At 40.0% G+C, this 13,345-nt stretch carries 16 protein-coding genes; 15 read left to right on the plus strand and 1 reads right to left on the minus strand.

The features are described 5' to 3' along the window. Window positions 1–18 precede the first annotated feature (18 nt). Together serB and DG474_RS04775 are read left to right on the plus strand one after the other, a co-directional pair. Window positions 19–663, plus strand: a complete 645-nt coding sequence (gene serB / locus DG474_RS04770; protein ID WP_255778932.1) for a phosphoserine phosphatase SerB — start codon at window positions 19–21, stop codon at window positions 661–663. Between the two features lie 8 nt (window positions 664–671). Beyond that, the gene (locus tag DG474_RS04775) at window positions 672–1,787 is read left to right on the plus strand and encodes a glycerate kinase (protein WP_255778933.1); all 1,116 of its coding nucleotides are present in this window, start codon (window positions 672–674) and stop codon (window positions 1,785–1,787) included. Here the strand turns inward: DG474_RS04775 and DG474_RS04780 are convergent. Beyond that, complete coding sequence (locus DG474_RS04780; protein ID WP_255778934.1) at window positions 1,784–2,230, minus strand: DUF1694 domain-containing protein; 447 nt, start codon at window positions 2,228–2,230, stop codon at window positions 1,784–1,786. The two genes, DG474_RS04775 and DG474_RS04780, sit on opposite strands and share 4 nt — an antisense overlap. 162 nt (window positions 2,231–2,392) lie before the next feature. On the opposite strand from DG474_RS04780, the gene eno reads away from it, so the two are divergent. From eno to DG474_RS04845, 13 genes are all read left to right on the plus strand, one after another. After that, window positions 2,393–3,697: a surface-displayed alpha-enolase gene (gene eno, locus DG474_RS04785; RefSeq protein WP_000022821.1), complete on the plus strand. Its 1,305-nt coding sequence runs from the start codon at window positions 2,393–2,395 to the stop codon at window positions 3,695–3,697. A 701-nt stretch (window positions 3,698–4,398) separates the two neighbouring features. Beyond that, entirely contained in the window at window positions 4,399–4,893 is a 495-nt protein-coding gene (locus DG474_RS04790) for a YkgJ family cysteine cluster protein (protein WP_000031476.1), read from the plus strand. A gap of 202 nt (window positions 4,894–5,095) precedes the next feature. Then, a complete protein-coding gene (locus tag DG474_RS04795) occupies window positions 5,096–5,932 on the plus strand; it encodes an AraC family transcriptional regulator (RefSeq protein ID WP_255778935.1) in 837 nt (278 codons plus the stop codon). Window positions 5,933–6,123: 191 nt separating this feature from the next. After that, window positions 6,124–7,167 (plus strand): bifunctional glycosyltransferase family 2/GtrA family protein, encoded by a 1,044-nt coding sequence (locus DG474_RS04800; RefSeq protein ID WP_255778936.1) that lies wholly within the window; start codon window positions 6,124–6,126, stop codon window positions 7,165–7,167. After that, window positions 7,164–8,075 carry a phosphodiester glycosidase family protein gene (locus DG474_RS04805; protein WP_255778937.1) on the plus strand — a complete coding sequence of 304 codons (912 nt, stop codon included), beginning with the start codon at window positions 7,164–7,166 and terminating at the stop codon, window positions 8,073–8,075. Before DG474_RS04800 ends, DG474_RS04805 begins: the two co-directional genes overlap by 4 nt. After that, a complete protein-coding gene (locus DG474_RS04810; RefSeq protein WP_255778938.1) occupies window positions 8,050–8,460 on the plus strand; it encodes a hypothetical protein in 411 nt (136 codons plus the stop codon). Before DG474_RS04805 ends, DG474_RS04810 begins: the two co-directional genes overlap by 26 nt. A 155-nt stretch (window positions 8,461–8,615) precedes the next feature. Further along, window positions 8,616–9,530 (plus strand): YobF C-terminal domain-containing protein, encoded by a 915-nt coding sequence (locus DG474_RS04815; RefSeq protein WP_255778939.1) that lies wholly within the window; start codon window positions 8,616–8,618, stop codon window positions 9,528–9,530. Between the two features lie 126 nt (window positions 9,531–9,656). Then, window positions 9,657–10,199 carry a ClbS/DfsB family four-helix bundle protein gene (locus tag DG474_RS04820; protein WP_255778940.1) on the plus strand — a complete coding sequence of 181 codons (543 nt, stop codon included), beginning with the start codon at window positions 9,657–9,659 and terminating at the stop codon, window positions 10,197–10,199. Window positions 10,200–10,494: 295 nt separating this feature from the next. Beyond that, on the plus strand, window positions 10,495–10,986 hold the full coding sequence (locus tag DG474_RS04825) for a hypothetical protein (RefSeq protein ID WP_255778962.1): 492 nt from the start codon (window positions 10,495–10,497) through the stop codon (window positions 10,984–10,986). 86 nt (window positions 10,987–11,072) lie between these two features. Continuing rightward, window positions 11,073–11,489 (plus strand): immunity 70 family protein, encoded by a 417-nt coding sequence (locus tag DG474_RS04830; protein WP_000110625.1) that lies wholly within the window; start codon window positions 11,073–11,075, stop codon window positions 11,487–11,489. A gap of 66 nt (window positions 11,490–11,555) precedes the next feature. Continuing rightward, the gene (gene pynA / locus DG474_RS04835) at window positions 11,556–12,248 is read left to right on the plus strand and encodes a pyrimidine 5'-nucleotidase PynA (RefSeq protein ID WP_255778941.1); all 693 of its coding nucleotides are present in this window, start codon (window positions 11,556–11,558) and stop codon (window positions 12,246–12,248) included. A 23-nt stretch (window positions 12,249–12,271) separates the two neighbouring features. After that, on the plus strand, window positions 12,272–12,565 hold the full coding sequence (locus DG474_RS04840; protein WP_033629749.1) for a hypothetical protein: 294 nt from the start codon (window positions 12,272–12,274) through the stop codon (window positions 12,563–12,565). A gap of 119 nt (window positions 12,566–12,684) precedes the next feature. After that, complete coding sequence (locus DG474_RS04845) at window positions 12,685–13,338, plus strand: uracil-DNA glycosylase (RefSeq protein ID WP_255778942.1); 654 nt, start codon at window positions 12,685–12,687, stop codon at window positions 13,336–13,338. Window positions 13,339–13,345: the final 7 nt, after the last annotated feature.

Here is a 13,345-nt window from a genome sequence, read left to right on the forward strand (position 1 = left end):
GTTTAGAAAGGAAAGCTTATGTCTCAAGTAAAAGGCTTGTGTGTCATGGACGTTGACGGCACCCTGATAGCAGAAGAAGTGATTGATCTTTTAGGAAAAGAAGCAGGTTGCGAAGAAGAAATATCGCAGATTACAAGCCAGGCAATGCGAGGTGAACTGGACTTTGGAACAAGCTTACGAGCGAGAGTGGCTTTGTTAGAAGGTCTTCCAGTTTCGGTTTTTGATACTGTCTTCAAATCCATTCATCTATCTAAGAATGCTCAAGAATTTATCTCCATACTTCAAAAGAAGGGCATTCTAGTCGGTCTAGTGTCTGGTGGATTTACACCAATAGTTGAGAGATTAGCAAAGTCTCTTGGGATCACTTATTACTCTGCAAATCAGTTAGAAGTCAAAGACGGTTTTTTAACAGGTCGACTAGTTGGTGAAATTGTGACAGGTCAAGTAAAACAAGTTACTCTTGAGAAATGGAGAAAGGAATTAGAACTGCCCAAAGAAAGAACGTTTGCTATCGGTGATGGTGCCAATGACCTCTTGATGTTAAAGTCAGCAGGACGTGGTATTGCATTTTGTGCCAAAGAGGTCGTAAAAACAGAGATAGCTTGTCATGTAGATACGAGGGATTTTTTGGAAGTTCTACCTTTGATTGATTTCTTAGAATGAGAGGAACTATGAAAATTGTAATTGCACCCGATTCTTTTAAAGAAAGTTTGACGGCAGAAGAGGTTGCTCAAGCTATAAAAAGAGGATTCCAAAAATCGATAGTAGATGTAGAATGTCTGCTTTGCCCTGTAGGTGATGGCGGGGAAGGAACTGTAGACGCTATCCGACATTCTCTTGACCTAGAAGAAAAATGGCAAGAGGTTACGGGACCTTTTGGCCAAAAAGAAGCCATGCGCTGCTTTCAAAAAGGTCAAATAGCGCTCTTTGAAGTTGCTGACTTGGTTGGTCTTGGAAAGATTCCGCGGGAGAAACGAAATCCCCTTCACATCCAAACCAAAGGTATCGGAGAGTTGATTCGCCATCTCATTGATCTTGGAATGAAAGAAATCTATATCGGTGTAGGTGGTACGGCAAGTAATGATGGTGGAATTGGCATTGCAGCTGGTTTAGGTTATCGTTTTTATGATAAGAATGGAAAGGAATTGCCAGCTTGCGGTCAGACTTTGCTTGAATTCGAGTTAGTTTCAAATAGTAAGTTGTATAGGATTCCTGAAGATGTAAAAATTCGCATTTTAGCAGATGTTGTGAGCCCTCTATGTGGTCATCAAGGGGCGACCTATACATTTGGAAAACAAAAGGGCTTGGATCCTGCTTTGTTTGAGACAGTAGATTTGGCTATACAGCGGTTCTATGAAAAATTTTCACCATCAACCCTGTCTCTTAAAGGAGCAGGAGCCGGCGGTGGGATTGCGGCTGGGCTCTGTGCCTTTGCTGAGGCCACTATCGTATCTGGGATTGATACTTGCTTGGATTTGATTGACTTTGACAAGAAGGTTGCACGGGCCGACTTGGTTATCGTTGGGGAAGGTAGACTGGACAGTCAAAGCTTTGTTGGAAAAGCTCCTATTGGTGTAGCAAAAAGAACCCCTAACGGAGTTCCTGTTATTGCTATTTGTGGTAGTCTTTCCGAGGATTTACCTTCCCTACCATTCGAAAATATACAAGCAGCTTTCTCTATCCTAGAGAAAAGTGAACCTTTGGAAGACAGTTTGAAAAATGCAAGACTCTATTTGGAGCACACAGCTACTAATATTGGTCGTTTGTTAAATTTGAGAAATCATTAACCAAACCATTTTTTCCAGATGGATTTTTTAGGTGGCTCTGCCTTTTTCTCTTCCCAGAGGCTTGAGAAAGCAAGTCTGAGGTCCTTTTCATCTACTTGAACAGGTTCATTTGTATGAATGACAAGACCGAAAGGAGAGGTGATATGATCGTCTGAAACAATAGTCGCCTGGCAGTTGCTTTCCTTTGCTTGTCTTAAGTAAAAGACCTGTTTGTCAAACTCGATATTTGGTGAAATCTTCACAAAAAGTGCCTCAACCTTTTCTTGAAACCCCTCTAAAATAGAGAAAAATCCATGTTCTAATTCAGAACTATTGGCAGTACTGATATCCGCGTAGCCAAGAACTCTTTCCTCGAAAGTGCCGAGATAGCGGCGTTGTTCGTCAGGGTTTAATTTCGGCCCACCATGAGCTTTTTCTAGTAGTTGTTTTGATAAATCTGTCATAAAAACAGTATATCACAAAAATCGCAAGAAAACAGACAAAAGAAAGCGATTACTTTATAAAGTTAAGGAAAATTTGCACAAAGATAACGTTTTTTCTTGAAAAACGCTTATTTTTAAGGTATCATAGAGGTGTAAAAAATTTAACTCAAAGGAGAGTAAAAAATGTCAATTATTACTGATGTTTACGCTCGCGAAGTCCTAGACTCACGCGGTAACCCAACACTTGAAGTAGAAGTTTACACTGAATCAGGTGCTTTCGGACGTGGTATGGTTCCATCAGGAGCTTCTACTGGTGAACACGAAGCAGTTGAACTTCGCGACGGTGACAAATCTCGTTACGGTGGTCTTGGTACACAAAAAGCTGTTGACAACGTAAACAACATCATCGCTGAAGCAATCATCGGCTACGATGTACGTGACCAACAAGCTATCGACCGTGCTATGATCGCACTTGACGGTACTCCTAACAAAGGTAAATTGGGTGCAAACGCAATTCTTGGTGTGTCTATCGCTGTAGCTCGTGCTGCTGCTGACTACCTTGAAATCCCACTTTACAGCTACCTTGGTGGATTCAACACTAAAGTTCTTCCAACTCCAATGATGAACATCATCAACGGTGGTTCTCACTCTGACGCTCCAATCGCTTTCCAAGAATTCATGATCGTACCTGCTGGTGCACCATCATTCAAAGAAGCTCTTCGTTGGGGTGCTGAAATCTTCCACGCACTTAAGAAAATCCTTAAATCACGTGGTTTGGAAACTGCCGTAGGTGACGAAGGTGGATTCGCTCCTCGTTTCGAAGGAACTGAAGACGGTGTTGAAACTATCCTTGCTGCGATCGAAGCTGCTGGATATGTTCCTGGTAAAGACGTATTTATCGGATTTGACTGTGCATCATCAGAATTCTACGATAAAGAACGTAAAGTTTACGACTACACTAAATTCGAAGGTGAAGGAGCTGCTGTACGTACTGCTGCAGAACAAATCGACTACCTTGAAGAATTGGTAAACAAATACCCAATCATCACTATCGAAGATGGTATGGACGAAAACGACTGGGACGGTTGGAAAGCTCTTACTGAACGTCTTGGTGGTAAAGTTCAATTGGTTGGTGACGACTTCTTCGTAACAAACACTTCTTACCTTGAAAAAGGTATTGCAGAAGGTGCTGCTAACTCAATCCTTATCAAAGTTAACCAAATCGGTACTCTTACTGAAACTTTCGACGCTATCGAAATGGCGAAAGAAGCTGGTTACACTGCCGTTGTATCACACCGTTCAGGTGAAACTGAAGATTCAACAATCGCTGACATCGCAGTTGCAACAAACGCAGGACAAATCAAGACTGGTTCACTTTCACGTACAGACCGTATCGCTAAATACAACCAATTGCTTCGTATCGAAGACCAACTTGGTGAAGTAGCTGAATACCGTGGATTGAAATCATTCTACAACTTGAAAAAATAATCTCTTTATGCGATTAGAGACTGTAAAGTCTATAAAAAAAGCACTTTGGGGCTCTTCCCCTTAGTGCTTTTTTGACTGGAGCTTGTCAACGTATATTATTTGTTAGTCAGTCGCCAGCCTATAGCAATCTGAATAAATGGTTTGAAACTTATTCAGATTTGTATTTTAGCATTATTCCATTACCTAATATGGGAGTGTATCATGAGTTGGTAGATATCTAGTTGATTATATGATATAATGAACCAAAGTACAATGAGTAGTATATAGGAATTGCGCCTTAATTGAGGAGATTCCGGTTCGAATCCGGGCTATTGTGCTAGCATCTAGGAAACTAGGTGCTTTTTGTTTCTATCGATTAAGTAGCTACTCCATTTCTGAATTAAAAAAATAACACTATGAAAAGTGCTATTTCCCTTGCCTGCTGACCCCGTCAATTTTATTACCTTTTTTGTTACCTCTTAAAAATACCCTACTTGTTTGTACCTTCTCACTTTTACTAGATTAGACAAAATAAGCTCTTTAAAATTGTGCATTTTTTTGGTAATTTATTATAGGTAGATAACTTAAAAAAATTATCGTTGATTTAACAACGTTTTTAGGCCCTCGGATTTTTTCCGAAGGGCTTTTTCTTTATTCGAGGGGCATAAAAGGGACAGTGTTTATGGTATAATAGACAAAAACACTTGTATTAGGAAGAAATTATGTCTAAAGAGATTGATATTGAGTATTACCACCAACTAGCACTGCAAAAGCAGAAGGAGCACCGCAAAGTGTTAGCTAATCTAAAGAAAAAACCTCCTAAAAACTTAGATAAGATTGCGCAGCAGATTCACCAAGAAGTCTTTGCTGAGATTGATTGTACTGCCTGTGCTAACTGTTGCAAGACTTTGGGGCCTGACTTTAAAGAAGCAGATATCACCCGTATCGCTAAGTACTTTAAGATGAAATTACCGGCTTTTGAAGCGGAATTCCTTCAGGTGGATGAAGATGGGGATAAGGTTTTCAAATCCATGCCTTGCCCCTTTCTAGGAGGAGACAATCTCTGCTCCATCTATGATGTTCGTCCCAAGGCCTGTCGTGAATTTCCCCATACAGATCGGAAAAAGATCCATCAAATCAACCATTTGACGATTAAGAATACCTTGACCTGCCCAGCAGCCTATCTCTTTGTTGAGAAATTAAAAGATAAGTTATAGATTTTACACCTTTAAATCTTGTACAAAAATTCTGGGGCGGAAGTATCTTATATCTGTTAGACTATAGTTAGAATTGAACACGGCCTAAAAGCTGTGTGAAAAAGATGAAATTTTATCGGAGCAGGAGCTCCTCCGTCAATTTTCCTATTTTCACTTTGCTTTTAACGACCTTTGTATCTTGTGGAGGTAAGAAAAGAAGAATATGATGCATCAATTCAATCAAACCATGGATTATTTGGAGCAGCAACTGACTGGAGAAGTGGATATGAAAAGATTTCAGCAGCTATCGGGCTATTCTTACCCTCTCTTTAGCAGGCTATTTTCTATCCTGGCAGATATGACATTAGCAGAATACTTGCGCAATCGCAGGCTATCAGAAGCTGTGACAGACTTGCGGGAAGGCTCTGAGAAAGTCATTGACATAGCAATGAAATACGGCTATGAGTCTGCGGATGCCTTCAGCGCAGCCTTTAAGAAATTCCATGGTGCAACCCCCTCAGAAGTTCGAAATGGAAAACCTTATCGGATCTTTCCTAGACTTCAATTATCCTTAAAAATCACAGGAGGAAAGAACATGGATATCCAGATTCAAAAGAAGCCTGCTTTTACCGTGGCAGGCGTCCTATTGGAAGCTATTGACAATAGCAAATGCCCGTCTGCTTGGGAGAAACTCTATAACAATCACAGCTTGGAAAGCCTAGAGAATCTAGGCAGTGGCCAATCCTTCGGCATCTGTTCGGATGTCAAAGAAGGCGAAATTATCAACTATATGGCTGCCTATGATGTGACGGATAAAGCTAAAGCAGAAGAACTGGGTCTATCAATCAAAGAAATCGCAGAAGCTGAATATGCTATCGTACCAGTCAAAGGCCCAATACCAGAAAGCATCCATCATGCTTGGAAATATGTTCTAGAGATTTTTTTCCCAGAAACTGGCTATCGTCATTCAGGTGCTCCAGATTTTGAAGTCTATTCCGAGGGCGATATGTCGTCCCCAGACTATCAAATGGAACTCTGGATACCAGTGATTAAGGACTAGATCATTTTCTGACATTTTATAAAGATGCAAATCGAACTCTGTAGAAGATAGCTTTTACAGAGTTTTTTCTTTATTTGGATTTTGAATTTATAAGAATAACAATAAATCTGATTTTACTTAAATTTAAGTATAAGGAATTTTTAAGCATTTACCTGTATACTTTTTCAATCATCAAAGAAAGAGGTGTAAATATGAACTATCTAGTTATTCCAGCTTACGAACCTGACTACAATCTCATCAAATTGATTGAAAAGATTCACAATAAGAGCGATTTTTACATCATTGTCATTGATGATGGAAGTTCGGCAGAATGCCAAGACATTTTTGCTCGAGCGAAGGATTTTGCGACGGTGCTTCACCACCAGGTCAATCAAGGAAAAGGTCAAGCTCTGAAAACAGCTTTTGAGCACATTCAGTCTCTCAATAAGCCAGGGACTGTGGTTACAGCAGATGCAGATGGACAGCACAGGATCTGGGACATATTTCGTAGCTTGACCAAATCAAATGAAAATCCTAATACACTTGTCCTTGGTGTCCGTGCCTTTACTGGCAAGGTTCCCTTACGTAGTCGTTTTGGAAACAGCTTGACTCGTATCTTGTTTAAACTGCAGACAGGTGTCGCTGTATCCGACACACAGACAGGATTACGTGCCTTTTCAACGGATATGATTCCTTTTATGCTCAAGGTAGAAGGACAACGGTATGAATACGAGATGAACATGCTCCTCGAAGCAAGTCAAGCCTACCCAATCTTAGAAGTTCCGATTGAAACAGTCTATATCAACGACAATGAGGCTTCTCACTTCCGACCTATTCGAGATGGCTTGATGATTTATAAAAATATTTTAAAGTTTGCACTCTCGTCTTTTAGTAGTTTTATCGTAGATTATGTGGTCTACGCTCTCTCTATTCTATGCTTGAACTTTATTCCGACAGGTTTGCGTGTTCTCCTCTCAAATGGTTTGGCACGTGTGACTAGCTCCATCTTTAACTTTTCCACCAACAAAAAATTGGTCTTTAAGAACAAGGCGAGCAGTTTCAAAACAGGATCAGGCTATTTTGGATTAGCAGTTGGTCTCTTTATCTTAGACACCATCCTGATTCGCCTCTTTAATTCGGGTCTTGGAGTCAATTTGCTGATTGCGAAGATACTTGTCGGAATCATGCTCCTTATTCTCTCTTGGACCATTCAAACTCGCTTTATTTTCAAAGAAAGGACCTGTAGCCCATTATGAAAGTTTTAAAGAAACCCTATCTATACGCCTCGGTCTTGGGCTTGCTCCTGACAAGTTCCTTTACCTATTCGATGTTGAAGACCTTTGTACTCGCTGAAACGATTTCCACTGTATCTAATACCGGCTCAACCTCTAACACCGCAGCAGCAAGTCAGGCAGCAAAAAATGCCCAGGTGACGGATACTAGCTATTCAGATGGAAATATCAGTGTCACCCTCACTGAAAAGACTGTTAATGAAACGCAGATCTATGTGGCAGATATAACCCTCAGTTCATCGGATTATCTAAAAACAGCTCTAGCTCAAAACTCCTATGGAACCAACGTCACAGCTAAAACCTCTGTAACAGCCGCTGAAAACAATGCTATTCTAGCTGTCAACGGTGACTACTATGGAGCTAATAGTTCTGGTTATGTTATACGTAATGGAGTTGTCTATCGTGACAGTGTCCGTGAAGACGCTAGTAATGGCGATCTTGCTATTTACAAGGACGGCTCCTTTAAAATCATCTACGAGGACCAAGTTTCAGCCGATCAGTTGGTTCAGGACGGTGTCGTCAATCTACTGGCATTTGGTCCGTCTCTAGTTGAGAATGGAGAAATATCTGTTGATACCAATACAGAAGTCGGTCAGGCCATGTCATCGAATCCTCGTACAGCTATCGGGATTATCGATGAAAATCACTACATCATCGTCGTTTCGGATGGTCGTACCTCTGAAAGCAAGGGCTTGTCTCTTTACCAGATGGCAGAAGTGATGAAATCTTACGGAGTGAAGACAGCCTATAACCTTGATGGTGGTGGATCCTCAACTCTCTACTTTAACGGTCAGGTAATCAATAAACCGACTACGGGTGGAAGCAAGATATCAGAAAGGGCGGTGAGTGATATTGTCTACATCGGTTACTAAAATTAAAAACAAACGCCTCAAAAAGACACTCGTTGGCTATAGTCTTCTCACTATTTTCTTCTTTGCATTTGGCCGTATTTACGAGTCCTTTAGTTTTGGGGAGACGTCGCTTCATATGCACTATCTCTTTGCAGTACCTTTAGTAGGGGGCATTGTTCTAGCATTATTGTTGAAAATCATGCCAAACCTAGGACGAATCAGCCTAAACTTATGGAACTCGGCAGTTGCAGTCCTAACAGCTGGAATGCTCTTTCGAGGAATTGTCAATCTATCAGGTCGTTCAACGACTCTAGATCAACCTTACTGGTATGTCGGCCTAGCCTTTGGTATTTTGGCTATCGCCTCGCTTTTCTTTCATAAGAAAAACAGTCAAAAATTAGCTTAAAAATTAAAAACTGGTTGTTGAGAGGAACAGCCAGTTTTCTTGTTGAAGTTCATGACTATAGATCACAAATACCCATATTTTTTGTTTGGATTTTATGGGGCATACGAATAGTTTTCTCGGTATAATAGTCCCATAGAAGATAAGGAGGCAGGAATATGCAGATGTATTTTGGAGATGTATCACTTTGCTATAGCTATTCATTGGCAATGGCACTGGATGCCTATGGTTATGACTTTAAAGCAGAGTTTTTAGAGGCAATTATGGTAATGGGCAATGGCGCTAGTATCGCAAAGGAAGATGAACGACATCCTCTAGTATTTTTTGATAATGGAATGCCAGATCTTTCTATCTCTCATTCCTTAAAAATACTAGGGTTTGACTATGAGGATTTCTATCTAAAAGATGGAGCGGAAGTAGATTTGGAAGAGATTAAAGGAAAGTTGGAAACATTTCTGTCCAATGGATCTGTCGTACTGGGGCCTCTTGATATGGGCCATCTGACCTACAATCCCAATCACACAATCCTTTATGGTGTGGATCACTTTGTAACCGTGTATGACATTGATGATCAGTACCTCTATTTGCACGATCCAGCTGGTTTTGCCTGTATGAAGGTTGCTTTTAATGACATACTAGAAGCATGGAAGGCAGAGGCTATTGACTATAAGCGCGGAGCCTACTCCATGTGGGGAAATTTTAAGAAGGTCAAGAGTCCTAGTCAGACTGAAATCTATCAAGAAACAGCAAGGATTATGAAGACCCGATATCTGAATGGTCAAAGTGGTGTGTTGGAATGCTATGCAAAAGTAGTTGCTGAAAACGGCTTAAATACGGAGCAAAGACAACTGCACCAGTATTTTAGCTTTAAACTTGCAGCTGTTCGAAATCTCTATCTCAGTAAGTTCTTAAAAGATCATGATCCGAAAGGGGCAAGATTAAAAGAAGAATTGGCTACTCTATTTAGCCAAGCCCACCTTTCATGTTTAAAAGAAGATTACCAAGAACTATCCCGCTTGCTCTGTCAGATAGCAGAAGTAGATGGTCTCTTTAAAGATTTATATGTAAAGTAGTGACTATAAGCATAAAAAAATAGTTCGTAAAAGCGGTTTTTCGTAAAACGAAGAACTGCTTTTTGATTATGGTATAATGAAGTAAGAAAATAGCTTATTCTAGTTGAAAATGAAGGGAGAACGCCTATGCCTAGACCAAAAACAAAAGAGGAATTAGTGCTAGCCTCTAAGGAAAACTATGAAAAACTTAATCTCTTAATTTCTCAGCTAAGTGAAGAGGAGCTACAGACTCCTTTTGATTTTTCAAAAGACCAAAAGAAAAAAGAAGCTCACTGGAAAAGAGAGAAAAATCTACGGGATGTTCTAATCCATCTCTACGAATGGCATCAGTTACTTTTGAATTGGGTAGATTCTAATCAAAAGGGTCATGAAAGACCTTTTCTCCCCGAACCTTATAATTGGAAAATTTATGGGGAAATGAATGTCGCTATTTGGAAGAAGCACCAGAAAACGTCTTTAGAAGAAGCGACTAGACTACTAGAGCAATCGCACGAAGAGGTTTTAGAGTTGATGGAAGGCTTCAGCAATGACGAATTGTTCACAAAAGGTATCTATAAGTGGACGGGAGGGACAAGTCTAGGTTCCTACTTTGTCAGTAGTACCTCCAGTCACTATGACTGGGCTCTGAAAAAACTCAAAGCTCATCAGAGAAATTGTAAGAGTAGCTAGTTGAAGTGCTATTGAAATTCAGAAAAGGTTCTTCTAAGCTTCGAATAGCTTAGTTCTCGTGATTTTAGAGCTATTCTAGCTTTAGAATCCTTCTAAAATTAAAATTTAGGGTTATCATAAACTTAGAATAGCACTAAAACATGTATATCAATGCAATTCTAAGTTTAGAATCACACTGATATTAAAGGGATTGAGCTGTTCGATGCTTAGAATAGCTTGATTCTGAGAAATGTTGACTAGAAAATGATTCGAATAGCTTTTTTTCTGATATAGGATAATAGATAGAGGTGAGATGATGAACATACAAAAAGAGAAAGTTAGAAAAGAGTTGGTGTCCCTCTGTTTGGGAGAGTTCACGGCCGTCCTATCTATTTGGTTTTGTTTTTTCCTTTTGAAAAATCGGCTTGGTGATGTGAATAGTCTAGTCACCATTCTCTATCCTCTGTCTTTACTGACATTTATATTGCTTCAAGGTTCAATCTATTGGGCGATTTTGATTAGAAGACTCTCGAAACCTCAGTTCGGAAGCGCTAGTGTCCCCAAACTATATAGTGGTTTCAGAATACTAGACCTTGTTTTACTTATTTCAGGCTTTCCTTTTATTGTCTGGAACACGCAAAGTGTCCAAGTGGCTGTCTTAGCCACGTTGATAGAGTTTTTTGCCCTTATCGAATGGCTTAATTACTACATTGTACGCCTATCTTATAGTTTGAACCCGCTTGTTTTATGGAAAAGAATTGCCAAGGGAAAACTTGAAAAAAGCAGAATAGCTAAGGAGTTGGGGTAGGGGTGAATGAATGTATGTTTTAGATACTATCAATATAAAACTTTAGTTGACGTTAAATAATATTAAAAATGAATAGGAGAATATCCATGTCTGTAGGGTTAATGGTTGGTTATAATTGGTGGACTATAGGAGAAGGGAGTCTTTTTAATTCATTCTTTTCGACTATTTATGTTCGCTTAGAGAATAATGAGTGGGGAAGTAGATACCCAGTAATAATGAATAAGCTTTACTGGGGAGATGTTCCTTTTGAATCTGTTGAAAGAGGAATAGCTGAGTTGGTATCTATCCAAGAGGAGTTGAAAAAATTTCTCCCTCAGGATGTTATATGGGATTTTGAAGATTTGTCACTCACTCCTCCTTGGGGAAATAATATCGCAGAGCATATAACAAATTTATCGCATTATTTCATAACGAGTTCCGGAAAAGATTTATTCGAAGTTTTGCTGACTAGTTTTAGATTTGCACTTGAGCACGGTCAAAATGTGAGTGTAAAAAGTATTTGAAACTCAATAAATCAAAGGTTCATTTATGCTATAATGTTCTTAATGAATTTTCAGAAAGGAAACTCAATGCCCTACAAATTTCTACTCTTCGATCTTGACCATACTCTTCTTGATTTTGATGCTGCTGAGGATGTGGCTTTGACGCAACTTCTAAAGGAAGAAGGAGTTGCGGACATTCAAGCCTATAAAGACTATTACGTTCCTATGAACAAGGCTCTCTGGAAGGACTTGGAGCAAAAGAAAATCAGTAAACAAGAACTGGTTAACACGCGCTTTTCTCGTTTATTTGCTCATTTTGGACAGGAAAAAGACGGTAGGTTACTTGCCCAGCGTTACCAATTTTACTTAGCCCAACAGGGACAAACTCTTTCGGGTGCTCATGAACTCTTGGACAGCCTCATCGAACGTGATTATGACTTGTATGCTGCGACAAATGGCATTACTGCCATTCAGACAGGTCGTCGGGCTCAATCAGGTCTGGCTCCCTATTTCAACCAAGTCTTTATCTCTGAACAGTTGCAAACGCAAAAACCTGATGCACTATTCTATGAAAAAATCGGTCAGCAGATTGCAGGATTTGATAAAGAAAAGACGCTGATGATTGGAGATTCCCTAACAGCTGATATTCAAGGTGGCAATAATGCTGGAATTGATACTATCTGGTACAACCCTCATTATCTGGAAAACAAGACGCAAGCCCAGCCGACTTATGAAGTCCATTCTTACCAAGACTTGCTGGATTGTTTAGATGCTATGTAGTGCTTTTCCTAAGAGGGGATGATATGGAAACTAAAGTCATTGAAGAGATTGATAACTTACTAAACCTCATCGAGCAGTATCAGTTAAAAGGTGTGGTTGCTCAAGTAAATTCGTTAAAAGAGTTAAAGTATATCATAAGCAATCATATAGAGTTAAGTACTCGAGAGAAGATGAATATTCACTATTCACTCTTTCTTCCTAGGGGTGGCTTATCTGAGCTCTACTATATGGACGCTAATTTTGAACGGATGATGTCTGTAAATAATCAACTTTCCTATGCTATTGAAACAATCGAAAAGTTTTTAATGGCTGATTGATACTGTGAATACTAATGTCAAATATTAGGATCAATAACAGTATATATAAGAACTGTAAAAAGTGGTTTAGATAGCCACTTTTTGCTATAATAGAGGCAGTAAAAACGAAGGAGTTGGCGATGCAACACTCATCTTGGCATGCTTTGATTAAGGAGCGATTACCTGAGGGTTATTTTGGGAAAATCAATCAGTTTATGGAGCAGATCTATGCCCAGGGAATTGTTTATCCACCTAAGGAAAAGGTTTTTCAGGCTCTCTTGACTACTCCTCTGGAAGAAGTTAAGGTGGTGATTCTGGGGCAGGATCCTTATCACGGGCCAGGTCAGGCGCAGGGCTTGAGTTTTTCGGTTCCAGATGCTATTCCAGCCCCGCCATCCTTGCAAAATATCTTGAAAGAATTAGGAGATGATGTTGGCGTTAAGGAATCCCATGATTTGACAGCTTGGGCTGAGCAAGGAGTCTTGCTTCTTAATGCTTGTTTGACGGTTCCTGCTGGTCAGGCCAATGGTCATGCTGGGCAGATATGGGAGCCTTTTACGGATGCTGTGATTCGGGTGGTCAATGATCTGGACAGGCCAGTCGTTTTTGTACTCTGGGGAGCCTATGCACGTAAGAAGAAGGCCCTGGTTACCAATCCTCATCACTTGATTATTGAATCAGCTCACCCAAGTCCTTTATCTGTTTACAGAGGATTTTGGGGTTCCAAGCCTTTTTCTAAGGCCAATGCATTCTTAAGAGAGACAGGACAAGAGCCAATCGATTGGCTTAGATAAGGAGAGA

The organism is Streptococcus oralis (assembly GCF_024399415.1).
GTDB lineage: Bacteria > Bacillota > Bacilli > Lactobacillales > Streptococcaceae > Streptococcus > Streptococcus oralis_CS.

Bases quoted from the DNA above. Each gene is read 5' to 3' on its own strand.
- serB (WP_255778932.1), top strand. From the start codon at position 19: ATGTCTCAAGTAAAAGGCTTGTGTGTCATGGACGTTGACGGCACCCTG.
- DG474_RS04775 (WP_255778933.1), top strand. From the start codon at position 672: ATGAAAATTGTAATTGCACCCGATTCTTTTAAAGAAAGTTTGACGGCA.
- DG474_RS04780 (WP_255778934.1), bottom strand. From the start codon at position 2,230: ATGACAGATTTATCAAAACAACTACTAGAAAAAGCTCATGGTGGGCCG.
- eno (WP_000022821.1), top strand. From the start codon at position 2,393: ATGTCAATTATTACTGATGTTTACGCTCGCGAAGTCCTAGACTCACGC.
- DG474_RS04790 (WP_000031476.1), top strand. From the start codon at position 4,399: ATGTCTAAAGAGATTGATATTGAGTATTACCACCAACTAGCACTGCAA.
- DG474_RS04795 (WP_255778935.1), top strand. From the start codon at position 5,096: ATGATGCATCAATTCAATCAAACCATGGATTATTTGGAGCAGCAACTG.
- DG474_RS04800 (WP_255778936.1), top strand. From the start codon at position 6,124: ATGAACTATCTAGTTATTCCAGCTTACGAACCTGACTACAATCTCATC.
- DG474_RS04805 (WP_255778937.1), top strand. From the start codon at position 7,164: ATGAAAGTTTTAAAGAAACCCTATCTATACGCCTCGGTCTTGGGCTTG.
- DG474_RS04815 (WP_255778939.1), top strand. From the start codon at position 8,616: ATGCAGATGTATTTTGGAGATGTATCACTTTGCTATAGCTATTCATTG.
- DG474_RS04820 (WP_255778940.1), top strand. From the start codon at position 9,657: ATGCCTAGACCAAAAACAAAAGAGGAATTAGTGCTAGCCTCTAAGGAA.
- DG474_RS04825 (WP_255778962.1), top strand. From the start codon at position 10,495: ATGAACATACAAAAAGAGAAAGTTAGAAAAGAGTTGGTGTCCCTCTGT.
- DG474_RS04830 (WP_000110625.1), top strand. From the start codon at position 11,073: ATGTCTGTAGGGTTAATGGTTGGTTATAATTGGTGGACTATAGGAGAA.
- pynA (WP_255778941.1), top strand. From the start codon at position 11,556: ATGCCCTACAAATTTCTACTCTTCGATCTTGACCATACTCTTCTTGAT.
- DG474_RS04840 (WP_033629749.1), top strand. From the start codon at position 12,272: ATGGAAACTAAAGTCATTGAAGAGATTGATAACTTACTAAACCTCATC.
- DG474_RS04845 (WP_255778942.1), top strand. From the start codon at position 12,685: ATGCAACACTCATCTTGGCATGCTTTGATTAAGGAGCGATTACCTGAG.